21 protein-coding genes are annotated in these 22635 nt (G+C 59.6%); 9 read left to right on the top strand and 12 right to left on the bottom strand.

Annotated elements, in window-relative coordinates:
* The first annotated feature begins 11 nt into the window (after positions 1-11).
* The 3 genes from sodB to MD273_RS05435 all read left to right on the top strand — a co-directional run bounded on the left by sodB (position 12) and on the right by MD273_RS05435 (position 3350).
* A complete protein-coding gene (gene sodB / locus MD273_RS05445; RefSeq protein ID WP_239036746.1) occupies positions 12-590 on the top strand; it encodes a superoxide dismutase [Fe] in 579 nt (192 codons plus the stop codon).
* A gap of 188 nt (positions 591-778) precedes the next feature.
* On the top strand, positions 779-1366 hold the full coding sequence (locus MD273_RS05440; RefSeq protein WP_239036745.1) for a LemA family protein: 588 nt from the start codon (positions 779-781) through the stop codon (positions 1364-1366).
* Positions 1367-1376: 10 nt separating this feature from the next.
* On the top strand, positions 1377-3350 hold the full coding sequence (locus MD273_RS05435; protein ID WP_239036744.1) for a M48 family metallopeptidase: 1974 nt from the start codon (positions 1377-1379) through the stop codon (positions 3348-3350).
* Positions 3351-3625: 275 nt separating this feature from the next.
* Here the strand turns inward: MD273_RS05435 and gspD are convergent, their stop codons facing one another.
* The 6 genes from gspD to MD273_RS05405 all read right to left on the bottom strand — a co-directional run bounded on the left by gspD (position 3626) and on the right by MD273_RS05405 (position 10177).
* Positions 3626-5581, bottom strand: a complete 1956-nt coding sequence (gene gspD, locus MD273_RS05430) for a type II secretion system secretin GspD (RefSeq protein ID WP_239036743.1) — start codon at positions 5579-5581, stop codon at positions 3626-3628.
* A gap of 32 nt (positions 5582-5613) precedes the next feature.
* Positions 5614-6465 carry a type II secretion system protein N gene (locus MD273_RS05425; protein WP_239036742.1) on the bottom strand — a complete coding sequence of 284 codons (852 nt, stop codon included), beginning with the start codon at positions 6463-6465 and terminating at the stop codon, positions 5614-5616.
* A 1-nt stretch (position 6466) separates the two neighbouring features.
* Positions 6467-7258 carry a type II secretion system protein N gene (gene gspN, locus MD273_RS05420; RefSeq protein WP_239036741.1) on the bottom strand — a complete coding sequence of 264 codons (792 nt, stop codon included), beginning with the start codon at positions 7256-7258 and terminating at the stop codon, positions 6467-6469.
* 167 nt (positions 7259-7425) lie between these two features.
* A complete protein-coding gene (groL, locus tag MD273_RS05415) occupies positions 7426-9078 on the bottom strand; it encodes a chaperonin GroEL (RefSeq protein WP_239036740.1) in 1653 nt (550 codons plus the stop codon).
* Positions 9079-9153: 75 nt separating this feature from the next.
* Complete coding sequence (groES, locus tag MD273_RS05410; RefSeq protein WP_011785505.1) at positions 9154-9441, bottom strand: co-chaperone GroES; 288 nt, start codon at positions 9439-9441, stop codon at positions 9154-9156.
* A 196-nt stretch (positions 9442-9637) separates the two neighbouring features.
* The gene (locus tag MD273_RS05405; RefSeq protein ID WP_239036739.1) at positions 9638-10177 is read right to left on the bottom strand and encodes an FxsA family protein; all 540 of its coding nucleotides are present in this window, start codon (positions 10175-10177) and stop codon (positions 9638-9640) included.
* Between the two features lie 243 nt (positions 10178-10420).
* Between MD273_RS05405 and MD273_RS05400 the strand changes: the two genes are divergently transcribed.
* Both MD273_RS05400 and MD273_RS05395 read left to right on the top strand, forming a co-directional pair.
* Positions 10421-11182, top strand: a complete 762-nt coding sequence (locus tag MD273_RS05400) for an SDR family oxidoreductase (protein ID WP_239036738.1) — start codon at positions 10421-10423, stop codon at positions 11180-11182.
* A 209-nt stretch (positions 11183-11391) separates the two neighbouring features.
* Entirely contained in the window at positions 11392-11700 is a 309-nt protein-coding gene (locus MD273_RS05395) for an MGMT family protein (protein WP_239036737.1), read from the top strand.
* Positions 11701-11925: 225 nt separating this feature from the next.
* Here MD273_RS05395 and MD273_RS05390 read toward each other — a convergent pair whose 3' ends face one another.
* Positions 11926-13296, bottom strand: a complete 1371-nt coding sequence (locus MD273_RS05390; protein WP_502846045.1) for an AmpG family muropeptide MFS transporter — start codon at positions 13294-13296, stop codon at positions 11926-11928.
* A 42-nt stretch (positions 13297-13338) separates the two neighbouring features.
* Positions 13339-13821 (bottom strand): YajQ family cyclic di-GMP-binding protein, encoded by a 483-nt coding sequence (locus MD273_RS05385; RefSeq protein WP_239036735.1) that lies wholly within the window; start codon positions 13819-13821, stop codon positions 13339-13341.
* 343 nt (positions 13822-14164) lie between these two features.
* Here MD273_RS05385 and MD273_RS05380 point away from each other — a divergent pair, with 343 nt between their 5' ends.
* Complete coding sequence (locus MD273_RS05380; protein ID WP_239036734.1) at positions 14165-15136, top strand: response regulator; 972 nt, start codon at positions 14165-14167, stop codon at positions 15134-15136.
* A gap of 485 nt (positions 15137-15621) precedes the next feature.
* Entirely contained in the window at positions 15622-16644 is a 1023-nt protein-coding gene (locus MD273_RS05375; RefSeq protein ID WP_239036733.1) for an AraC family transcriptional regulator, read from the top strand.
* Positions 16645-16884: 240 nt separating this feature from the next.
* Here MD273_RS05375 and MD273_RS05370 read toward each other — a convergent pair whose 3' ends face one another.
* The 3 genes from MD273_RS05370 to MD273_RS05360 all read right to left on the bottom strand — a co-directional run bounded on the left by MD273_RS05370 (position 16885) and on the right by MD273_RS05360 (position 20931).
* Positions 16885-18096, bottom strand: coding sequence for an argininosuccinate synthase (locus MD273_RS05370; RefSeq protein ID WP_239036732.1), 1212 nt, complete (start codon positions 18094-18096; stop codon positions 16885-16887).
* A gap of 246 nt (positions 18097-18342) precedes the next feature.
* Positions 18343-19791 carry an exodeoxyribonuclease I gene (gene sbcB, locus MD273_RS05365; RefSeq protein WP_239036731.1) on the bottom strand — a complete coding sequence of 483 codons (1449 nt, stop codon included), beginning with the start codon at positions 19789-19791 and terminating at the stop codon, positions 18343-18345.
* Between the two features lie 228 nt (positions 19792-20019).
* Positions 20020-20931, bottom strand: a complete 912-nt coding sequence (locus tag MD273_RS05360) for a hypothetical protein (RefSeq protein ID WP_239036730.1) — start codon at positions 20929-20931, stop codon at positions 20020-20022.
* 457 nt (positions 20932-21388) lie between these two features.
* Here MD273_RS05360 and MD273_RS05355 point away from each other — a divergent pair, with 457 nt between their 5' ends.
* Together MD273_RS05355 and MD273_RS05350 are read left to right on the top strand one after the other, a co-directional pair.
* Positions 21389-21685, top strand: a complete 297-nt coding sequence (locus MD273_RS05355; RefSeq protein ID WP_239036729.1) for a transposase — start codon at positions 21389-21391, stop codon at positions 21683-21685.
* Positions 21686-21709: 24 nt separating this feature from the next.
* A complete protein-coding gene (locus MD273_RS05350) occupies positions 21710-22042 on the top strand; it encodes a hypothetical protein (RefSeq protein ID WP_239036728.1) in 333 nt (110 codons plus the stop codon).
* A gap of 117 nt (positions 22043-22159) precedes the next feature.
* Here MD273_RS05350 and MD273_RS05345 read toward each other — a convergent pair whose 3' ends face one another.
* Positions 22160-22528: a histone-like nucleoid-structuring protein, MvaT/MvaU family gene (locus tag MD273_RS05345; protein WP_239036727.1), complete on the bottom strand. Its 369-nt coding sequence runs from the start codon at positions 22526-22528 to the stop codon at positions 22160-22162.
* Between the last annotated feature and the right edge of the window lie 107 nt (positions 22529-22635).

The following is a 22635-nucleotide window of genomic DNA, read 5'->3' as shown; positions in this document are numbered from 1 at the left end:
AGAACGACCTCATGGCATTTGAACTTCCCGCACTGCCTTACGAAAAGAACGCACTGGAACCGCACATCTCTCAGGAAACCCTCGAGTACCATTACGGCAAGCACCACAACACCTACGTCACCAAGCTGAACGGCCTGGTTGAAGGCACCGACAACGCCAACAAGTCCCTGGAAGACATCATCAAGAGCTCCAGCGGCCCGCTGTTCAACAACGCAGCCCAGGTGTGGAACCACACCTTCTACTGGCACTGCCTGAGCCCGAACGGTGGTGGTGAGCCGACTGGCGCAGCCAAGGACGCCATCGAGAAGGCCTTCGGTTCTTTCGAAGACTTCAAGAAAGAGTTCAACGACAAGGCCGCCAACAACTTCGGTTCCGGCTGGACCTGGCTGGTGAAGAAGGCTGACGGCAGCGTGGCTATCGTCAACACCAGCAACGCGGAAACCCCGCTGACTGGCGCGGACAAGCCGGTACTGACCGTAGACGTGTGGGAGCACGCCTACTACATCGACTACCGGAACTCCCGTCCGAACTACCTGGAAGCGTTCTGGAACCTGGTTAACTGGGATTTCGTTAACGAAAACCTGGCATAATCAGCCGATTCCGGCTTTCAGATGGCGGCCCATCCGGGCCGCTGACAAACGCCCGCCTCCGTGCGGGCGTTTTTGTATCCGCTCAGCACCAAAAATGAACAAATTGATACAACCCTGCCGGGAAATCTCTGAAAAAATCATGGATACTCAAGGAAGTAGATTCAGACCAACCATTCAGAGGAGTTGAAATGGGAACCACCCTTATCGGCCTGGCAGTCATTGCCGTTGTCGTCATCTACCTGGTGTTCATCTACAACCAGCTGGTGTCCCTGCGCAACCAGTTCAAGAACGGCTTTGCCCAGATTGACGTGCAGCTGCAAAGACGCCACGACCTGATCCCCAACCTGGTGGAAGCCGCCAAGGCCTACCTGACCCACGAGAAATCCACCCTCACCCAGGTCATGGAAGCCCGCAACAACGCGGTCAGTGCCCAGAAGGACGCGGCCACCGATCCCGGCGACAGCACCAAGATCCAGCGTCTGGGTAGCGCGGAGAACCTGCTCACCAAGGCACTGGCCAATTTCTATGCCGTCGCCGAGAACTATCCGGAGCTGAAAGCCAACGAAACCATCCAGCAGTTGATGGAAGAGCTTTCCAGCACCGAAAACCGGGTTGCCTTTGCCCGCCAGGCCTATAACGATGGCGTGATGAACTACAACATCTTCCGCGAGAAGTTCCCCAACAACATTATTGCGGGCATGTTCGCGTTCAAGGAAACCGCCCAGCTGCAGCTTGAGTCTCCGGAAGCCCGTCAGGCCCCGAAAGTCGCTTTCTGAGGCCCGAGCCATGGCTCATCCCGGATTTTTCCAGCGCCAGGCCCATGCCCGGCGCAACACCGGCCTGCTGGTGTTCCTGTTCCTGACCGCGGTGGTGCTGATCACCCTCGCGGTCTGTGTCGTTGGCTACCTGGTCACCCGCAGTGAAACCTCCAGTCTTGCCTTCCATCACTGGCTGCTGTCCAGCCATGGCCTGATCACCGCTTCGGCAGTGGTCGCACTCATCGGCATCGGCTCGCTGGTGCGCTGGGTGGACCTGGCCGGCGGCGGAGAGCGGGTGGCCCGCATGGTCGGGGCGCGCGCCATCGACCCGGACACCCGGGATCCGGACGAACGCAAGCTGCGCAACATCGTCGAAGAGATGGCCATTGCCAGCGGCGTCACGGTGCCGGAACTGTATGTGATGGACCAGGAGACCGGCATCAATGCCTTTGTCGCGGGCTACACCCCCGGAGAGGCGGTGATGGTGGTCACCCACGGTGCCCTCACCCAGCTTACCCGGGACGAGCTCCAGGGGGTTGTGGGCCATGAGTTCAGCCACATCCTCAATGGCGATATGCGGATCAACGTCCGCCTGATCGCATTGCTGGCCGGCATCCTGATGATCGGGCAGATCGGCCAGTTCCTGCTGCGCGCCGGATTCTACAGCAGCCATGGGGTCCGGTCCCGCAACCGCGACGGCCGCGCCCAGGCCGCCATGGCGCTGGTCGGCCTGGCCCTGCTGATCATCGGTTACGTGGGCGTGTTCTTCGGCCGACTGATCCAGTCAGCCGTCTCCCGCCAGCGGGAAATGCTGGCCGATGCCTCCTCTGTGCAGTTCACCCGCAACCCCGAGGGGATTGGCGGTGCCCTCTTCAAGATCGGCATGAAGGGCGGTTACCTGGACACCACCAGCCACGCGAGCGACATGAACCACATGTGCTTTGGCGAAGCCGCGCGCATGAAATTTACTTCGCTGCTGGCGTCGCACCCGCCCATTGAGGTGCGCATCAACACCATCCAGCCTGGCCTGCTCGCCCGCCTGCGCAGCAGACTGCGGGATACCCGCCCCAGCGCCGACCTTCGCGCCGGGGCGCAAGCGCCAGCCGGTGCCGCGGGCATTGCCGATGTCGCCCGGGAGATCTACCAACCGGTGCGCTCCGGTCGCACCTCGCCCATTGCCCGTGCCGCTCCCATGCCGGCAAAAGACCTGTCCAGCCAGGTGGGCACCGTCACCGAACGGGGTGAAGACTTCGCCATCGGTTTCCTGGAGCAGCTGCCGGCCACCTTCCGCACCCTGCTCTACACCCGGGCCGGCGCCATTCAACTGTGCTATGCCATGCTGGTGTGTGAACTCTCGCGGGAACAACAGAAGGAACACCTGGCCCTGCTTCCGGAACACCCCGTGCTTGGTTGCCAGCCGGAGATCATGGCCAAGATCCTGCCGGCCCTGAAACGCATCGGTGAGGGCGTTCGCTTCCCCGCCCTGGAACTGGCCATGCCGGCACTGCGCAAGCTCGACCCGGAAGAACGGGAGGGACTGATCAACAACGTGCGGAAACTGGCAGCCGCGGACGAGAAGATCAGCCTGTTCGAACTGACGCTGACCAGCTTCCTGTCCCGTCACCTGGGCGCTCACGCCGGTCGGCCGGTCCCCGTTCGCCACAAGAGCTACAAACCACTGGTGCCGGCCATCCAGAGACTGCTGAGCCTGATGGCCCGGGCCGGCACCGCCGACAACACCGAGGCCCAGAAGCTCTATCAGGAGGCCATGGCCGGCTTTGTCGATGCCCGCAAGGGAGACCTGCCACCGCTGGAGAAGGTCACCATGCGGCAGTTACAGGAGGCCCTGAAAGCACTCAACAGCCTGTCGCCCCTCCTCAAGCCGGCCATCATCGACGCCTGCGCCCACTGCGTGAGCCATGACGGCAAGGTGGAAGTGCGGGAGTATGAGCTGATGCGGCTGATAGCGGACCAGATGGATTGCCCGATGCCGCCGCTATAGGTGAGCGGCTTGGAGGGGGAGTCAAGGTGAAGGTGGGGTCAGAAGAAAGCCTTCTTCTGAACCCGTTTTCAAGGCAAACCGCGGAGCCGGAGGCCCAGGTTGGGGTCTGATGAACGCTTTCATCAGACCCCGATTTCAGATCAGCCCCGGAGCCGGATTTCTAAGGTGGGGTCAGATGAAAGCGTTCATCTGACCCCGTTTTCAGACGGAAGCCCGAGGTACAGGGTCTAAGCCGGGGTCAGAAGAAGGTTTTCTTCTGACCCCACGTTCAAACGCTACTGCGCCCGCGCCTCATTGTTACCGTCAAACAAATCATCGATCGCCGGCCGCTCTTCCTCGTTGGGCAGGCCCAGCTTCTCGCGCACGTTCAGGTTCACTTCCCACAGCGCCTTGTACTTATCGTCAGTCACCGCGACGGCGTCGGCCTTGCCCAGCATGATTTTCGGGCGCAAGAACACCAGCAGGTTACGCTTGATCCGGCTCTGGGACTCGGAGGAGAACAGGCGGCCGAGGACCGGGATATCACCCAGCAGGGGGACCTTGCTCTTGGTCACCTGAAGATCGTCCCGGGTCAGGCCGCCGAGGACGATGGTCTCGCCGTCGTCCGCCAGCACGGTGGTCTTGATCTCCCGCTTGTTGGTAACGATGTCGGAGGCGTTCTCGATGCTGTCGGCCACGCTTTCGGTGGTCTGCTCCACCACCAGGCGCACCAGGCCATCAGCGCTGATCGTTGGCGTAACCTTGAGGGTCAGGCCCACGTCCCGGCGCTCGATGGTGGTGAACGGGTTGCTCAGGCCGTCGCCGGTAACCGCGGTCTGCCCGGTTCTGAAGGGCACGTTCTGGCCGACGGTAATTTCGGACTCCTGGTTGTCCAGGGTAATGATGCTGGGCGTGGACAGCAGGTTGGCTGCGCTGGAAGTGGACAACGCCTGGAGCAGGATGCCCCAGCTCAGGCCGTTCTCATCCCGCTCGCCGGCACCGAGGGTGATGCCGCCCGTCGCCGGTGTGATTACCGATTCGGTCAGGATAGCGCTGAGCACGTCGCCGAGGCTGCGGCCGACATTGCCGAAGTTGGTGCCAACCACCGGCGTGGATTCACCAGACTCATCGCCCGCCGCAAACTGCACGCCCAGATCCTGCCCCAACTCGTCGCTGATTTCCACGATAGCGGCCTCGATCATTACCTGTGCCCGGCGAAGATCCAGCTGCGCGACAATCTGCTCGGCTTCCTGCATCAGGGAGGGGGCACCGCGAACCACCAGGGCGTTCAGCCCCTCGTCCGCGAACACCGAAAAGTTGTTGTCGGGTTTGCCGGAAGCCCCGTTGCCGCCAGAGCCGGTGCTGCCTTCCTTGACCACTTCCCCCATCACCCCTTTCAGGATCTCGGTCAGGTTCTTGGCGTCGGCGTGCTTGAGGCGAATCACCTTGGTGGTGCCACCAGTGGCAGACGGCTGGTCCAGTTTCCGGATCAACTCGCGCATTTTGTCCCGGAAGGTCTCGTCGCCACGGAGGATAAGCCGGTTGCTGCGCTCATCGGCAGTCACGCTGTATTTGCGGGCGGCATTCTCGCCACCGGCCTTGCCCAGCTCATCCGGCGCGAGTTCCTGCAGCAGGGTGACCATGTCACCGACCCAGGCTTCGCGCAGCTGAATCACTTCCACCTCGTACTTGGAGGGGCTGTCCAGCTCCCGGACGATCTGTTCGATCCGCTCGATGTTGGAGCGGTGATCACTGACGATCAGGGCATTGGCGGCCGCCACCCCGGCCAGGTGGCCATACTTGGCCACCAGCGGGCGCAGGATGGGCACCAGTTCCAGGGCGTTGGCGTTATCAATCTGGATGACCCGGGTGATCAATTGCTCGGAGGGCGTTTCGGGAAATCGTTCCAGTATCTCGGCGGACTGTTTGGCATCCACCTGCTGCACGATCTTGATCACCTCTTCCCCGGGAATGGCGGTAAAGCCGTGCACATTCAGTACCGCCAGGAACAGATCGTAGATTTCGTCCTTGTTCATGGGGGCGCTGGAAAGCACCGTCACCTTGCCCTTGACCCGGGGATCCACCACAAAACTGTAGCCGGTGATGTCCGCCACCTGGGTCACGAAGGCACGGATGTCCGCATCCTTGAGGTTCAGCCTCCAGGTCTCCTCCTGTCCGTATGCCAGGGACATCATCGGGAGAAGGATCAGCAGCGCAATGGCCCTTAGAAGATTCGTCTTGTGGTTATACATCTGGCGATTTCGTCCTGTATCGTTGTTCCCGGTCAGCGCCACTGCTCGGGTATGGCATAACTTACGGTGAGGATGCTTCCGTCACGCTCGATTTCGATTTCCAGCTGGGACTGGCCACGCCAGCTTTCCAGCAGGGATTTGTCCTGTTCCAGATCACCCAGCCGCTGGCCGTTGATGGCGGTGATCACATCGCCGGCCTGCAGATTCACGGCATTGAGCATGGCATTGGAGCCGTCGTACACATAACCGGACATGCCGCTGTCGTCCACCGGGCTCAGGCCATATTGCGCCAGCGCCGCCGCACCCTGGCTGTCCAGTTGTTCCCGGGCACTGGCCAGGAAGGCATCCGGTGACGATTCTGCCGGCTCATCCTCCACTTCTGCAACCATGCCGGAATCGACGGATTCCTCATAGGTCAGCGATTCGTAGCGCCCTCCACGACGCAACAGGATCCGGTCCGGTTCCACCTCCGCCAGCTCGGCATTGCCCGGCAGCATATCCCCTACCCGATAGTACGCGGTTTCGCCGTTACTTCCTGCAACTATAGCACCGGAGTCCTCGGGGCGTTCGCCAACCAGCACACCTTCGAGACGGAGGCGCAAACCGGTTTCCGGCGCCGAACGTTTGACGGACTCTGCCACGCCCTCCCGGACACTGGGGCGCCCGAAGAAATCATAACCGGCGATGGGAAAATCCTGACCACCCGAAGCAGCCTTTCCCAGGGTCTCCTGCGAGGGTCCCACAGGCACCGGGCGATCATCCCAGGCCACCAGCCAGGTCACCCGGGCGAGGACAAGAGCGAGGTAAAGCGTCAGGCCAAGCAGCAGCAGGTTGGCAAGAATCCGGGAGACACGGGCCTGGGCCTGGCGGGGAAATACCATCATGTTACAGGCCTCCGGGAATCAACGGTTGCCGGACCCGGAACACCACATCGTCCGGACTCGCCGAATCCGACCAGGGCTGGCCGGCCAGATCCACCATACGCTTGTAGACCCGGATTTCCATCATTCCGTTCCACAGCAGATTGGCCTGGGCCGCGGGCCCATCGCCCCCCTGCTCGGCAATCTTCAGTTCCACACCTCCCTGGACCGTATCCAGGTTGGCCTGCATGGGCGGGAAATCCGCCGATCCGGTCTGCGCCCCCATGGGCCAGGTCACCCGGCCGCCCGGCCAGCGAGCCAGGCCGTCGGCCCGGGTAACGCGATTGTCCTCCCAGGCCAACTGCAACCGCTCGATGGTGACATCACCCTCGATCATGGCACCACCGCTCTTGCGGATCAGATCCCGGAACTCGGCCACACCGACATGGCCCGAGGCATCCAGTTCGGCACTCAGTGGCCAGCCCAGGGTCAGAGCACCATCCAGTGAAGACCGGGACGTATCCAGCCTCACGTTCACCGGCAGCGTCATGCCCCCAATGGAGGGCCAGCCCAAAGCCCAGTCAACCCGCACCGGATAACCGGCAATGACAACCCCGGCGGCACCGTCCCAGAGCTTGCCCGATACTTGCTGTACCTGAACCTGGGGCGGCAACTGCACCCGGCCGGATGCCTGCTGCCACACCCAGCCGGCCGGCACCAGCACCACGAGTGCCACCACATAGACCAGCGCGCCGAGCAGGAACAGCAACAGCAGCTTGCCCGGGCGGAAAAAGGATTTGGTTTCGGCGTCACTCATTCATCGGTACACACAAGGAAGTCTGGAATCCGAGTCTAGCAAAGGCCTTGGGCAAGTTCATGACAAAAAACGAAAAAACCCCGCACCAGTGTGACCCGGTACGGGGTTTTTCAGGGTAGATCGGGCCAGATCCCGGAATTCGGGACCCGGTCGGGATCAGGCCGGCATTACATCATGCCGCCCATGCCTCCCATTCCGCCCATGCCACCCATGTCCGGCATGCCGCCGCCGGCACCTTCTTCCTGCGGCTCATCCGCAACCATCGCCTCGGTGGTGATGATCAGGGAAGCCACGGAAGCAGCGGCCTGCAGCGCGGAACGGGTCACCTTGGCAGGATCCAGGATACCCATTTCCAGCATGTCGCCGTATTGCTCGGTGGCCGCGTTGTAGCCGAAGGCACCTTCGCCGTCACGAACCTTGGCGACCACTACGGAAGACTCACCACCAGCGTTGAATACGATCTGGCGCAGCGGAGCTTCCATGGCGCGGCGCAGGATGTTGACACCGGCCTTCTGCTCTTCGTTGATGGCATCAACCTTGTCCAGCGCAGCGATGGCGCGGATCAGGGTGACACCACCGCCGGCCACGATGCCCTCTTCAACGGCAGCGCGGGTGGAGTGCAGCGCGTCTTCCACGCGGGCCTTCTTCTCTTTCATCTCCACTTCGGAGCCGGCGCCAACCTTGATGACGGCAACACCGCCAGCCAGCTTGGCTACGCGCTCCTGCAGCTTCTCCTTGTCGTAGTCGGAGGTGCTGTCTTCGATCTGCTTGCGGATCTGCTCCACACGCGCCTCGATGTCCGCCTGGGAACCGACACCGCCGATGATGGTGGTGTTTTCCTTGGTGACGTTGACACGCTTGGCAGTGCCCAGGTCATCCAGGGTGGTGTTTTCCAGGGTCAGGCCGACCTCTTCGGAAATCACGGTACCACCGGTCAGGATGGCGATGTCCTGGAGCATTTCCTTGCGACGGTCACCGAAGCCAGGCGCCTTCACGGCGTTGACCTTCACGATGCCACGCATGTTGTTCACAACGAGAGTGGCCAGGGCTTCGCCTTCGATGTCCTCGGCGATGATCTGCAGCGGCTTGCCAGCCTTGGCTACAGCTTCCAGCACCGGCAGCAGCTCGCGGATGTTGGAGATCTTCTTGTCGACCAGCAGGATGTACGGGTCATCCAGCTCGGCAGACATGTTGTCCTGGTTGTTGATGAAGTACGGGCTCAGGTAACCGCGGTCGAACTGCATACCTTCAACCACGTCCAGCTCGTCTTCCAGGCTGCGGCCTTCCTCAACAGTGATGACGCCTTCCTGACCAACACGCTCCATCGCATCCGCGATCAGCTTGCCGATGGTCTCGTCGCCGTTGGCGGAGATGGTGCCAACCTGGGCAATGTTGCGGCTGTCGTTGCAGGGAGTCGCCATTTCGCGAATCGCCTTAACGGCCTCAGTCGTGGCCTTGTCGATGCCGCGCTTCAGGTCCATCGGGTTCATGCCGGCAGTAACGGCCTTGATACCCTCGTTAACGATGGACTGGGCCAGAACGGTCGCAGTGGTGGTACCGTCACCGGCGTTCTCGTTGGCCTGGGAAGCGACTTCCTTGACCATCTGGGCGCCCATGTTCTCGAACTTGTCGGCAAGCTCGATTTCCTTGGCCACGGACACGCCGTCCTTGGTGACGTTCGGAGCGCCGAAGGACTTCTCCAGAACCACGTTACGGCCCTTGGGACCCAGGGTTACCTTCACTGCGTCCGCCAGGATGTTGACACCTGCGACCATGCGCTTGCGAGCGCTATCACCGAATTTAACTTCTTTTGCTGCCATGTCTTCTATTCCTGTTCGTTAAACCGAAATTGAACCAATCGGATTAATGAGCGTTCGTGCCTGTCGCCTCAGCGATCACTCAAGCACGCCGTAGATGTCGTTCTCGCTCATGATGAGCAGCTCTTCACCGTCAACCTTGACGGTGTTACCGGCGTACTGGCCGAAAACCACGGTGTCACCCACCTTGACCGCCAGGGCGCGGGTTTCGCCGTTGTCCAGGATGCGGCCGTTACCGACGGCAATCACTTCACCCTGGGAAGGCTTCTCTTTGGCGTTACCCGGCAGCACGATGCCACCCGCAGTTTTCTCTTCTTCTTCCTTACGGCGCACGACAACACGATCGTGTAGCGGACGAATTTTCATTGCTCGGTTTCTCCAATAGTCAGATTAATGTGGCAATGACAGTTGTTTATAAGGTCGGACGGAGACAAGCCCTGTCCAGCCAAATTGCCCGGCTGCATAACCGGCTGATTTACAGCCGATATCAGCCCGCAGCGAACTTGTGAGACCTAAATGGGGTTGGCGTAGGTATTTTCAACACCCCGGATGAAAAAATTTTTCACTTTTTTTCGATGCGATCGTGGTCCCGCTCGGTCTGGTCCTGGTACTCACCTTCAATGATGTCACCGTTGCCGTCGCGATCGAACGGACGCTGCCGGCCGAAGGGATTGTCCCGGCCACCAAACGGATCCTGACCGAACGGGTCGCCGCCGCCCGCCCGGAAATAGAAGCTGCTGCTCTGCCCGGAAATCACAAGTCGCTTGAGCGCCTGAGCCGCCAGGAAATGCCGACTGCCCGGGAGCAGACAGAGAAAGCCGATGGTGTCTGTGATAAAGCCCGGCGTCAGCAATAGCGCACCGCCCACCGCCAGGATCAGCCCTTCCGCCACCTCCCTGGCTGGCAGTTCGCCACTGTTCATCCGCTGTCGCGCCTTCAAAAGCGTCGCCAGCCCTTGCTGGCGCAACAGCCAGGCACCGATCACCGCCGTCAGCAGCACCAGCCCGACGGTATTGAGCACCCCGATCATGCCGCCCACCTGAATCAACACCGCCATCTCGGCGATCGGCATGACGATAAATAAGAAAAGAAAGATGGCCAAAGTGCCTCCTCTTGATTTGTATATGCACAGGGGTCTGAAGAACTCGTTCTTCTGACCCCGAGTTGGGTCTGATCCCGAAGTCCCGGTCTAAGCAGGGGTCAGATGAAAGCTTTCATCAGACCCCAAGTGCTGGCCCCCAAGTTCATCTCACCCCATGTTCACGGTTATACTCCCCACCACAAAAACGACTCATCGCGGCACACAGAAACGTAAAACCACCTGATAACTCAATTAGGGCAAACCATGAAACTTCAAGATTCAGTGATTGCAATCACCGGCAGTGGCCAGGGCCTGGGCCGTGCCATGGCCGAATACCTGGCGGGCAAAGGCGCCAAAGTCGCACTGATCGATCTGATGCCGGAGAAACTGGCCGAAGCAGCCGAGGCCTGCAACCAGGCCGGCGGCGAGGCCAAAACCTACGTTTGCAACGTGGCGAAGGAAGACGAGGTGGAGGCCACCTTCAAAGCCATCGTCGAGGACTTCGGCCAGCTCAACGGCCTGGTCAACAACGCCGGCATCCTGCGCGACGGCCTGATGATCAAGGTCAAAGACGGCAAGGTCGAGAAACGCATGGAACTGTCCCAGTGGCAATCCGTCATCGACGTCAACCTTACCGGCGTGTTCCTCTGCGGCCGCGAAGCCGCCACCCGCATGATCGAGAACGGCGATCAGGGCGTGATCGTCAACATCGCCTCCATCTCCCGCGCCGGCAACATGGGCCAGAGCAACTACTCCGCCGCCAAGGCCGGCGTCTCCGCGCTGGTCCCGGTGTGGGCCAAGGAACTCGCCCGCTACGGCATCCGCTGCATGGGCATCGCCCCCGGCTTCATCGAAACCGAAATGACCGGCTCCATGAAGCCCGAAGCCCTTGAAAAAATGACCGCCGGCATCCCGCTCAAGCGCATGGGCAAACCGGCGGAGATCGCCTCCACCGTCGCCTTCATCTTCGAAAATGACTACGCCTCCGGCCGCGTCATCGAAATCGACGGCGGCCTGCGGCTCTGAGGTCCAGCACAGGGGTCTGAAGAACGTGTTCTTCTGACCCCAATCTGGATCCGGCCCAGAAGCTGACGTCCAAGTCGGGGTCTGAAGAAAGCCTTCTTCAGACCCCTGAGTAAGGACCGAAGCCCCAAAGCCAAAAACGGGGTCAGATGAAGGCCTTCATCTGACCCCGCCTTCACCGCCAACTCCACCCAACCCCGAACCTCCAAACCATGGAACCCACCAAGGAACAAAAAATCTGGCAAGTCGTCCACGCCATCCCTCCGGGCAGCGTCGCCAGCTACGGCCAGGTCGCCGACATGGCCGGCCTCGGCCGCCAGGCCCGCTTCGTCGGCCGCGCCCTGGGGCGGTTGCCGGACGGCCACGACGTACCCTGGTTCCGGGTAATCCGCAGTTCCGGCGAGATTGCCTTTCCAAAGGACTCGGAGATGTTCCGGGTTCAGGTGGAACGGTTGGAGACGGAGGGCGTAGCCGTGGTCAACGGACGGGTGTCCATGCGGCGATATCAGTGGCAACCGTGAAAGGGAGGGGTCAGAAGAACGCTTTCTTCTGACCCCGGTTCAAGCCCAACAGCAGAGTCTCGCCCCAGCCAAAGGGGTCTGAAGAACTCGTTCTTCTGACCCCAGTTCGGATATGCCCCCAGAAGTTAAAGTCAAAATCGGGGTCTGAAGAAAGCCTTCTTCTGACCCCATTTTTAGTCTAGCCCGGGAGCTGCTGTCCAAGTTGGGGTCAGAAGAACAAGTTCTTCAGACCCCTGTGCCGACCCCACGTTCGGCCTCCACCCCCGGCGCCAACGAATCCAGCCGCTCGCCCCGACTCATCAGGAACAACACCAGCATAATCGCCGGGATCCCCATGATCGCGGAGAGGGTAAAGAACTCGGCGTACCCGAAGTCCGCCACGACAATCCCGGAAAACCCGCCAAGAAACTTCCCGGGCAACGTCATCAGCGAGCTGAACAGCGCATACTGGGTTGCAGTAAACGAAGCACTGGTCATGCTCGACAACCAGGCAATCAACGCCACATTGGCAATCCCGCCACTGAGGTTGTCGGCACTGACCACGACCGCCAGAGTCACAATATCCGGCGGATACTGCGCCAGCAGCACAAACAGCAGGTTGGTCACCGCCGTCATGATCGCGCCAGCCAGCAGGATCTTGCGCACGCCGTACCGCACCACCAGCACACCACCGACCAGCGAGCCGGCAATGGTCATGAAGAAACCGAAGATCTTGGTCACATCCGCAACCTGGGTCTTGGAGAAGCCCATGAAATCCAGGTAGAACGGATTCGCCATCACGCCCATGGCGATGTCCGAGATCCGGTAGACCGCCACCAGCACCAGAATGGCGACGGCCAGCTCCCGGTACCGGCGGAAAAAGTCCAGGAAGGGACCGGCCACCGCTGCATAGAACCAGCCGGCCAACCGGGCCAGGCGGGGAGAAAGGTGGCTGCGCTTCGCGGCTTCGTTTTCAATCTGGTGGGCAATGTCCGCCGCGGCGGCAAAGTGATTGACCTGCGGCTCCCGGGCGATCAGCACGGTCAGCGCCCCGACGCCCACCAGCGCCGCCATCACCTCATAGGACACCTGCCAGGACCAGAACTCCGCCAGGTACAGGGCCCCCGCCCCGGCCACCAGCAACGCCAGTCGGTAACCGAAAATGTAAGTCGCCGCCAGCGCCGCCTGCAGCCGTTCCTCGGCAATCTCGATCCGGTAGGCGTCGATGCCGATGTCCTGGGTCGCCGAGGAAAACGCTACCAGCAGGCCGCACCAGGCCATCAGTTCGGGATTGACCGTCGCATCCACCTGCGCCATCAGGTAGAGCCCCGTGGCAATACCCGCCTGTGCCAGCAGGATCCAGCTGCGGCGCTTGCCAAACACCCGGTCCAGTATTGGCAGCTTCAGGCGATCCACCACCGGCGCCCAGAACACCTTGATCGAATAGGTAATTCCGAGCCAGCTGAAGAACCCGATGGTAGCGGTCTCCACGCCCACATCCGCCAGCCGGGCATTCAGGGTGGAGAACACCAGCAGGAACGGCAGGCCCGCCGAAAAGCCCAGGAACAACAGGGCAATGACCTGCCATCGGGTGTAGGTATAGAGCGTGTCCCGGATCAGGGCCCAGCGGGTGTCGGAAAGGATAGGAATGCCTCCGGATCAGTCGCGGAAATTGTTGAACTGCAGCGGAATATCCAGCTCGGCTTCCTTGAGCATAGCGATCGCCACCTGCAGATCATCCCGTTTCTTGCCAGTCACCCGCACCTTGTCGCCCTGGATACTGGCCTGGACCTTCATTTTCTGGTCCTTGATCATCTTGACGATCTTCTTGGCCTTGTCGGTTTCAATCCCCTGCTTGAGGGTAAAGTGCTGCTTCACCAGCTTGCCGGCCTTGCTGTCACCGTCCTCCGCCAGCGCACGGGTATCGATGTTGCGCTTGGCAAACGCCATCCGCAGCATGTCCTTCAACTGCTCCAGCTGGAAGTCCTGCTCCGCACTGATGGTAATGCGCTCGCCCTCCAGCTCGATATCCGCTTCCACATTCTTGAAGTCCCAGCGATTGCCCAGCTCTCGCCTGGCCTGGTCCACCGCATTTGTGACTTCGTGCATATCTATTTCAGAAACTATGTCAAAAGAGGGCATGGTCGTCATTCTCCAAAAACAGGCAGAGGTATACTGGCAAAAACATAGGGGTATGTCGGGGTCTGATGAAAACCTTCTTCTGACCCCAGCTTAGCGGATCACGCCAAAATGGGGTCAGAAGAAAGCATTCTTCAGACCCCACGTGCAAACCCGCAGGCTCAAGGCCAACTCCGGGGTCTGATGAAAGCCTTCATCCGACCCCAGCTTGGCGGCAGAGTCGAAACCGGGGTCAGAAGAAGGTTTTCTTCAGACCCCTGGGCACAAGCCCCCTATTTATGCCGAGGATCATACCAAGCCCCGGCCAGCACCGCATCTGACAATGGACTGACAAGAAGTAGACGATATGCCAAATCTGGATCTGCCCATTCTCGTAGTCGATGACGCCAAGTTCAGCAGCATGGTGGTTGGGCGCACCCTCCGAAATGCCGGTTACCGGGACATACGGGTGGCCAACGACGCGCCCGCGGCGCTCGAGATGATCGAGCAGCGCCCGGTGAGCGTACTGATCGCCGACTGGCTGATGCCGGAAATGGACGGGCTGGCGCTGACGGACCGGGTGCGGCAACAGGATGAGCAGGCCAACCATTACACCTACGTGATCCTGCTCACGGCCCGGGAAGGCGTGGAGGCGCTGTCGGAAGCCTTTGACCGGGGCGTCGACGACTTCATCTGCAAATCGGACATGACCAAGCAGCTGATCCCCCGGATCTTTGCCGCCGACCGCATGGCCGACCGTCAAAACACCTTGCTGAAGGCCAACGCCCTGCTGCTTGAGAACAACCGGGCACTGGAATCCACGAACATCATCGACCTGGAAACCGGCCTGTGTAATCACAAATATGCCCGGGACCGCCTGGATAAGACCCTGCGCCACGCCGAAGCCCGGGGCGGTGCCGCCGCGTATGTGCTGTGCGGCATCCGCAACTGGCAGGACCTGAGCCGCAAGCACCCGCCCTCGGTCATGCGCGAACTGGCCACCGGCATCGCCCGCCGCCTGAAATCCCTGGTCCGCCCCATCGATGTGCTGTGCCGAATGGGGGACAGCCAGTATGCGCTGATCGCCTACGTCCCGAACCGCGAGCACTGCACCGCCGCCACCTTCCGGCGCATCTTCGACGGCATCAACCACAAGGCCCTGAAAACCTCCGTCGGCTACATCTCGGTGGAAGCCGGCATGGTCCTCTGCCGCGCCGACAGCACCACCGGCTCCGCATCCGTGCATGAAATGGAACGATCCGCCCTGGAAGGACTGATGACGGCCTACGAGACCAGCCGCCTCACCGAAGTCTCGCCAAGGGCGCTGCAGGCAGGTTGAGCAGGCTCCGGGGTCTGATAAAAACCTTCATCTGACCCCAATTTCACCCCTCACTCCCGGCGCCATACTCCGGGGTCAGAAGAAGGCTTTCTTCTGACCCCAACTTAGACCCCGAACTCCCAGGCCGGCCCGAACCCCGGGGTCAGAAGAACGCCTTCTTCTGACCCCACCTTCACATCCCCCTACCCAAACCCCGAAAAACAATCCGTAACACTGAGACACAACTCACAAACAGACATGTCGATCTCAAAGACGTACTCTAAAACCGTGGATTCAAGCAGTATCCCCCATGGCGGAGGAGCCGTGCAGTACCTCCGCCGCCATATGGGAGATGAGTTCACAGGATTAACGAATTTTTCAGGCACTTTCGTTCTTTCCTTTGTTTTCAGGCCAGCTTTTTAGCTGGCCTTTTTATTTGACCTGAGCCCCTCCCTGCTTCTCCTGTATACTCGGCATCAAACGACAACAAAGCCGTGCCGTATACCATGACTACTCCCGGAACCGTTTCTGTCGCTGCCCTGCGCCAATACGTTCGTGCCGCCGAAGCCGCCGGCATCGATACCCGGCCTATCCTCGCCCTTACCGGCCTGGACCCGGCCATCCTGGACACCGATGACGGTCGCATCAACGGCGAACAGTTCCAGCATTTCATCCACCAGCTGGTGGAACAGGCCGACAACCCCATCCTTGGCCTGGAGACCGGCGATTTCGTGCAGCCCGGCTCCTACAGCGTGCTCGGCTATATCACCATGAGCTGCTCCACCCTGGGTGAAGCCGTTGCCCGGATCGCGCCGTTTGAGCGGCTGGTTGGCGACATGGGCACTACCCGCCTCTCCGTGCAGGGCGATACCCTCACGCTGACGTGGAACTGCAACTACGAGGATCCACTGGTCCGCCCGCACCTGGTGGACAACGTGTTTGCCTCCTGGATCAACTACGCCCGCTGGCTGGCAGACGACACAACGACCTCACCAACCGCCGTCCATCTGCGCCGGCAATCCCCGGGGCCCGAACTGGAGGCTGCCTACCAGGAGCGTTGGCACTGCCCCGTCACATTCGGGGCCCACGAGGATTGCATCACCCTGCCCAAAGCCCTGCTGGAAATCCGCCTGCGCCAGCCCGATCCCTTGCTCCGCAAAACCCTGGAAGCCCACGCCCTCACCCAGCTGGCCTCCCTCGAGACCGACAGCGACCTGACCACCCGGGTTAAGCACAGCATCCAGAAACAACTCAACCACGGCATCACCCGCCAGGACCTCGTGGCTGAAGATCTGGGCCTGACCAGCCGAACCCTGCAACGAAAACTGAGCCAGGAAGGCGTCTCTTACCAGCGCCTGCTGGATGACGTGCGGCAACAGATGGCCGAGGATTACCTGAAGAACACCGATATGGCGATACCGGATATTGCCTTGCGGCTGGGATATAGCGAAACGACGTCGTTTCACCGGAAGTTCAAGGCGGTGGCGGGGAAGACGCCAGGGGAGTTCCGGCGGGAGGGCGGGGTCTGACCCCGAATGGGGTCAGACCCCATCTTTAACTCAGGGGTCAGAAGTAAATAAGGGGTCAGAAGAAAGCGTTCTTCTGACCCCTGGGGAAAGAGCCAAGCCCAGTGCCAAGGCATAAAAAAGGGGTCAGATGAACGCTTTCATCTGACCCCGGTGCCGCGGGCTAACCCCCGGCATTGGGCGCATAACTCAGGGGTCTGATGAACGCCGTTCATCTGACCCCAATTTCAAATCACCCCAACCTCAGAGCTTCCGCCCCTTGGATGCCGCAATCCGCAACCGCAGCGCATTCAGCTTGATAAAGCCTTCCGCATCCTTCTGGTCATAAGCACCCTGGTCTTCCTCGAAGGTCGCGATCTTCTCGTCGAACAGGGAATCGTCGGACTTCCGGCCAACAACCTCAACGTTACCCTTGTACAGCTTCAGGCGAACCACGCCGTTCACGTATTCCTGGGTGTTGTCGATCAGCGCCTGCAGGGCCTCGCGCTCCGGGGACCACCAGTAACCGTTGTAGATCACCTCGGCATAGCGCGGCATGATGCTGTCTTTCAGGTGCGCCACTTCACGGTCCAGGGTGATGGACTCGATGGCACGGTGGGCGCGCAGCATGATGGTGCCGCCCGGGGTCTCGTAGCAGCCACGGGACTTCATGCCCACGTAACGGTTCTCGACGATGTCGATCCGGCCGATACCGTTGGCGCCAGCCACCTTGTTCAGGTGCTCCAGAACCTCGTGCGGCTTCATCTCCTGGCCGTCGATGGCGACGATGTCACCCTTGCGGTAGGTCAGCTCGATGTAGGTCGGCTTGTCCGGGGCATTCTCCGGGGCCACGCTCCAGCGCCACATGTCTTCCTCGGCTTCCGCCCAGGGATCTTCCAGGTTGATGCCTTCGTAGGAGATGTGCAGCAGGTTGGCATCCATGGAGTACGGGCTCTTGCCCTTCTTCTTCTCCACCGGAATGTTGCGCTCGTCGCAGTAGGCCATCAGCTTCTCGCGGGAATTCAGATCCCACTCACGCCACGGGGCGATCACCTTCACACCCGGCTTCAGCGCGTAGGCACCCAGCTCGAACCGCACCTGGTCGTTGCCCTTGCCGGTCGCGCCGTGTGAGATGGCATCCGCGCCGGTCTCATTGGCAATCTCGATCAGACGACGGGAAATCAGCGGGCGGGCAATGGAAGTACCCAGCAGGTACTCACCTTCATACACGGTGTTGGCGCGGAACATCGGGAACACGTAATCGCGCACAAACTCCTCGCGCAGATCCTCGATGTAGATTTCCTTCACGCCCAGCGCTTCTGCCTTCGCGCGCGCCGGCTCCACTTCCTCGCCCTGGCCGATGTCGGCAGTGAACGTCACCACCTCACAATTGTAGGTATCCTGCAACCACCGCACGATCACGGAAGTATCCAGGCCACCGGAATAGGCCAGAACCACCTTTTTAATATCAGACATGCCCTTGCTCCAGACTGAACAGAATGGATGTGTTGAAAAGAAGAGCGATATTGTACGGAAGTGCGGGAGGAAAGGCTATTGGGCGAATGGCGGGGGCTTGGCAAAGGAGCCTGGCGCGGCACCGGGGTCTGATCGGGCTAAGGGGTCTGAAGAATGCCTTCTTCAGACCCCAACTTGATGCCAACTCAGAGATAGAGTGCAGGATGGGGTCAGAAGAAAGTTTTCTTCAGACCCCCTTTGCCCCCATCACACATAAGGAATCAGCGACTCCCCATAAAAATGCAACTCCTCCAGCACATGCCGCTTCTCCGGCGTCAGTCCGGGATCCGCGGCCAGCCGCTGCAGCTCCTGGGCATAGGCCTCCAGCGACCGCCAGCCCTTCTTCGGGTGCATCAAGCGCTCGGAACGAAACTGCTCCCAGCGCTCCATCTCCTCGCCAATCAGGGTGCTCGGGTAATTCCGGGCGCGGTAGCGGAACAGCATCTCCTGCAGCCGGTCATCCTCAAAGCGGATTTCCTGCTCACCCAGGGTCTCCACCGGCTGGGTCAGCAGCCAGTTCAGTTTCTCCCGGTCGGTCTTGCTGATAAACCCGCCGGCATAGAGTTGCTCGTCCGGGTCGGTCAGGTCACTGCCCTCAAAACCTTGGTCGAACGCCTCGGCAATGCGGGCCGGAAGATCCAGTGCCTTACGCAGCTTGGCGAGGTTGGCACGCAACACATCCCCATCCAGCTCCAGCTCTTCGAGACGCTCCGCCGAGAGCGTGGAAAGCATATTCGCCGGCGCCAGCACCGGGCACTTGTTCAGCTGCACACCCTTGAGCGGGAACCGGCTCACACCCTCTCCCAGTTCCGCCTGGGAAGTAAACACCCGCTCACGGATCTGTTCCGGCGAAGCCGCGATCAGCTCGTCCGGATCCTCCCGCAGGTCATAGACAATCACCAGGTTCTTGTTGGAAGGATGCTCCGCCACCGGCGCCACCAGCGCGCAACAGCCCCGGCTGGCCGGATACTTGGCGGAAATATGGAACACCGGCTTCATGGTGCCCGTGTCCAACATCTGGCGAGCCGAATGCTTGTCCTTATGCTGCAGCACGAAGTCGAACAATTTCGGCTGCTTCTCCTTGATCAGCTTGGCAACGGCAATCGTCGCCTCCACATCCGACATGGCATCGTGGGCACTCTCGTGGGCGATGCCATTGGCCACCGTCAGCTCCTCCAGCTTGAAGCTGGGACTGCCGTCTTCCTTCTTCGGCCAGTTGATACCCTCCGGGCGCAGGGCGTAGGTCAGCCGCACCATGTCGATGATGTCCCAGCGGGAATTCCCGTTCTGCCATTCCCGGGCATAGGGATCGCGAAGGTTCCGGTACAGCGTATGCCGGGTCACCTCGTCATCAAACCGCAGGCTGTTGTACCCCACCACACAGGTGCCGGGCTGGCTGAACGCCTCGTTGATCTGGGCGATGAATTCCGCTTCGGGATAACCCTCTTCCACCGCTTTCTGGGGCGTAATCCCGGTGATCAGACAGGCTTCGGGGGAAGGCAGGTAATCGTCTGCCGGCTTGCAGTAGATAACCAGCGGATCCTCAATGATATTCAGATCCGCATCCGTCCGAACCCCGGCAAACTGTGCCGGCCGGTCATGCACCGGATCGACACCGAAGGTTTCGTAATCGTGCCAGTAGAACGAACGGATCAAGGGGAGACTCCTGCTGATATGAACGATGCACGGAGTTTAAGATGAACTTGGGGTCAGATGAAAGTTTTCATCTGACCCCAAGTTGGAAACCGAACGCCGAGGCAGCGCCTTGAACCAGGGGTCAGATGAAGGCTTTCATCTGACCCCGCTTTGGAAACCAAACTCCGAGGCGAACCCAGACTCCGGGGTCAGAAGAAAGCCTTCTTCTGACCCCATCTTCAACCACCCCTAAAACAGGCCATCCCCGATATCCGCCTGATGCGTCCTTAACCTAGGCAGGCCCTGCCCCGTCAATGTAATCATATCCACCGTCATATTGGTCGGCAGGTTGATAAACACCCCCTGCCCGGCCTGAATCACATTCGCCCCGTCCGGACTCTGCCATTCAACCCCTTCCCGCTGAAAGCCGATAAAGAAATCGTCCGTGAAACCGGTACCTCCGGCACCGTCATCGGCGCCAACAATCAGCGAACGCAGCTGGGAAAGAGGAGCGCATGTTTCACCAGGTACGCAAGCACCGTTGGCATCGGCAATACCAACCTGCGTTGCGCGTTTTGAGGTTTCGAGATTATCGGAACCAAACAGTGTGGCCTGCTGCGGGTTCCCCGAAGAGTCATTAATCGTCAGGCCAATATCGCCACTGAAAGAGGTGGTATTTGACGACACGGAACCCCGGGCCTGCTTGAACCCCATCCGGAAGCCCGAAAGCCGCCCGACCGAGTTGTCCGGATTCAGTGCATCCGGATCCACCGCCAGCTCGATGTACGGATCATAGGCCTCGAAAGGAACAGCCTCACCAGCCTGATAGGTCACTCCATCATACTGCGCACCATCCCCGTCACGGGCGATGTGCCCCAGAGCCACATCGGAAGCCGCGAAGTCCGCCCCACCATCGATCTGACCGACGACGACATCATCGATATTGACCCGCGTTTCAACGTCCATATTCACGGTCATCCGCGTGAACTCATGTCCCGTGGCCGTGGTGCCCACCGGTAAGTTCTCAATGTTCATGAAAGCCTGCCCTGTCACCTCACCCATCCTTTGCTCGGAAATGGGCTCAAGCTCTGCATAGGCAACGGGCGCCACACCCAGGCAGAACACGGTAAGGGCAGCGTATCCATACGCTCGCTGTCTCATAGGTTGTATCTCTGATTAAAGGTTCAAGAGCCAGTTTCGACGCCCGACTCCACTGCCACCGCGGCTTATTCTTCTTTTTACCAGCGATCGCAGGCGGCCACTTTGGATTCTTTTTGATCAGCCACGGGAGAACTATATCCGAGAAGCGATAGCAGCTTGTGTGCGGTTATTCACAATCGCAGGCACAGGGGTCTGAAGAAGGCCTTCTTCAGACCCCGATTTCAGCCCCAACCAGGAGTCAGATTCAACGACGGGGTCTGAAGAAAACGTTCTTCAGACCCCAATTTCAGGCCAAGTCCGGAGTCAGACTCAAAGACGGGGTCAGAAGAACGCTTTCTTCTGACCCCAACTTCGCACCACCAATCCCCCACTCCGTGACCGGGTTCACAGTTCCGGCCCTCCTAACCCCCTAAAGTCCCCCACCAAATGAACCCAGCAGTCACAAGGATGTGATGAAATGCCCCGCACCCAGCGCTTCTGCCCTGCCGGAATCCCTCAACACATCATCCAGCGCGGCAACAACCGCCAGGTCATATTCCACGGAAACAGCGACCAGGCTTTCTACACAAACCTGATGAAAAACTACGCCAAAGAACACGGCGTATCCCTGCACGCGTGGGTCCTGATGGACAACCACGTTCATTTCCTCGCCACCCCGGATACCGACAAAAGCATTTCATTATTCATGCAGGCCATTGGCCGGCGATATGTCCGTTATTTCAACAGACGGTATGACCGAACCGGCGGATTATAGGAAGGCCGCTTTCGCTCCTGCCTGGTGGATTCAGAAAACTACCTGCTTACCTGCCAGCGCTATATCGAAATGAATCCGGTCAATGCGGGAATGGTCAATAATCCCGAAGATCACTGGTGGTCCAGTTACCAATGCCACGGCCTCGGAAAAACCAGCGCCATGCATCAGCCTCACCCGCTTTATCTGGGTCTGGACAAAAACCCGCAAGAAAGACTGCGACAATACCGGCAACTATTTGCCCGGCCGATGGCAGAAAATACAAAAGAAGCCATTCGAAAAACGGTAAATAATGGGAAGGTTTTGGGGTCTGAAAACTTCAGGAAAGAGATTGCGCGGAAATATGGGATTTGGGCTTAAACAGGGAGATTTGATTTAAGACGGGGTCAGATGAAAACTTTCATCTGACCCCATTTTCAAATTCGACTCCAACCCTGGGGTCTGAAGAATTCATTCTTCTGACCCCTTTCTTAAAAATCAATCCTGCTGCCAACTCTGCACAGCTTCCTTACCATACTTCTCCCGCCACTCATTCAGAGTCTTGTGGTTACCACCACGGGTTTTAACCACTTCACCGGTATGCGGGTTCTTGTAGGTCTTCATCGGGCGCTTCGGACGGCTGCCGGCGCCGGAATCTGCTTTGGTACCACCAATCGAAGGATCAATAGCAGAAAGAATCTGAAGTACATCCTTCGGCGACTTGTCATATTCCTTCATCAAATCACGAACCTTGTTTTCAAAGTCCAGTTCCTTTTTCAGGGCCTGGTCTTTTTCGAGCTGCTCCAGCTCGGCCGCGAGCTTTTCCATAAGCTGTTTTTTCTGGTAGTAGTCGTTAATCTTTGCCATGGAATTAAAAACCTTATTTGAAGAAGGGTTTTAAAAAAAGGGAATTGACTCGAAGTCGAAAAGAATAATAGTCAAACAAAATTTATTTGGCAAAGATATTTGATGAA

This window comes from Marinobacter sp. C7, assembly GCF_022343555.1.
Classification (GTDB): Bacteria; Pseudomonadota; Gammaproteobacteria; order Pseudomonadales; family Oleiphilaceae; genus Marinobacter.
This window is presented reverse-complemented; position numbering and strand designations above follow the sequence as displayed.

Coding starts and splice junctions, on each gene's coding strand:
- MD273_RS05435 (WP_239036744.1), top strand. CDS start 1,377: ATGGCTCATCCCGGATTTTTCCAGCGCCAGGCCCATGCCCGGCGCAAC.
- gspD (WP_239036743.1), bottom strand. CDS start 5,581: ATGTATAACCACAAGACGAATCTTCTAAGGGCCATTGCGCTGCTGATC.
- MD273_RS05345 (WP_239036727.1), bottom strand. CDS start 22,528: ATGGCAAAGATTAACGACTACTACCAGAAAAAACAGCTTATGGAAAAG.
- MD273_RS05425 (WP_239036742.1), bottom strand. CDS start 6,465: ATGATGGTATTTCCCCGCCAGGCCCAGGCCCGTGTCTCCCGGATTCTT.
- MD273_RS05380 (WP_239036734.1), top strand. CDS start 14,165: ATGCCAAATCTGGATCTGCCCATTCTCGTAGTCGATGACGCCAAGTTC.
- MD273_RS05375 (WP_239036733.1), top strand. CDS start 15,622: ATGACTACTCCCGGAACCGTTTCTGTCGCTGCCCTGCGCCAATACGTT.
- MD273_RS05385 (WP_239036735.1), bottom strand. CDS start 13,821: ATGCCCTCTTTTGACATAGTTTCTGAAATAGATATGCACGAAGTCACA.
- sodB (WP_239036746.1), top strand. CDS start 12: ATGGCATTTGAACTTCCCGCACTGCCTTACGAAAAGAACGCACTGGAA.
- MD273_RS05400 (WP_239036738.1), top strand. CDS start 10,421: ATGAAACTTCAAGATTCAGTGATTGCAATCACCGGCAGTGGCCAGGGC.
- MD273_RS05370 (WP_239036732.1), bottom strand. CDS start 18,096: ATGTCTGATATTAAAAAGGTGGTTCTGGCCTATTCCGGTGGCCTGGAT.
- groES (WP_011785505.1), bottom strand. CDS start 9,441: ATGAAAATTCGTCCGCTACACGATCGTGTTGTCGTGCGCCGTAAGGAA.
- MD273_RS05360 (WP_239036730.1), bottom strand. CDS start 20,931: ATGAGACAGCGAGCGTATGGATACGCTGCCCTTACCGTGTTCTGCCTG.
- gspN (WP_239036741.1), bottom strand. CDS start 7,258: ATGAGTGACGCCGAAACCAAATCCTTTTTCCGCCCGGGCAAGCTGCTG.
- MD273_RS05395 (WP_239036737.1), top strand. CDS start 11,392: ATGGAACCCACCAAGGAACAAAAAATCTGGCAAGTCGTCCACGCCATC.
- MD273_RS05440 (WP_239036745.1), top strand. CDS start 779: ATGGGAACCACCCTTATCGGCCTGGCAGTCATTGCCGTTGTCGTCATC.
- MD273_RS05355 (WP_239036729.1), top strand. CDS start 21,389: ATGCCCCGCACCCAGCGCTTCTGCCCTGCCGGAATCCCTCAACACATC.
- groL (WP_239036740.1), bottom strand. CDS start 9,078: ATGGCAGCAAAAGAAGTTAAATTCGGTGATAGCGCTCGCAAGCGCATG.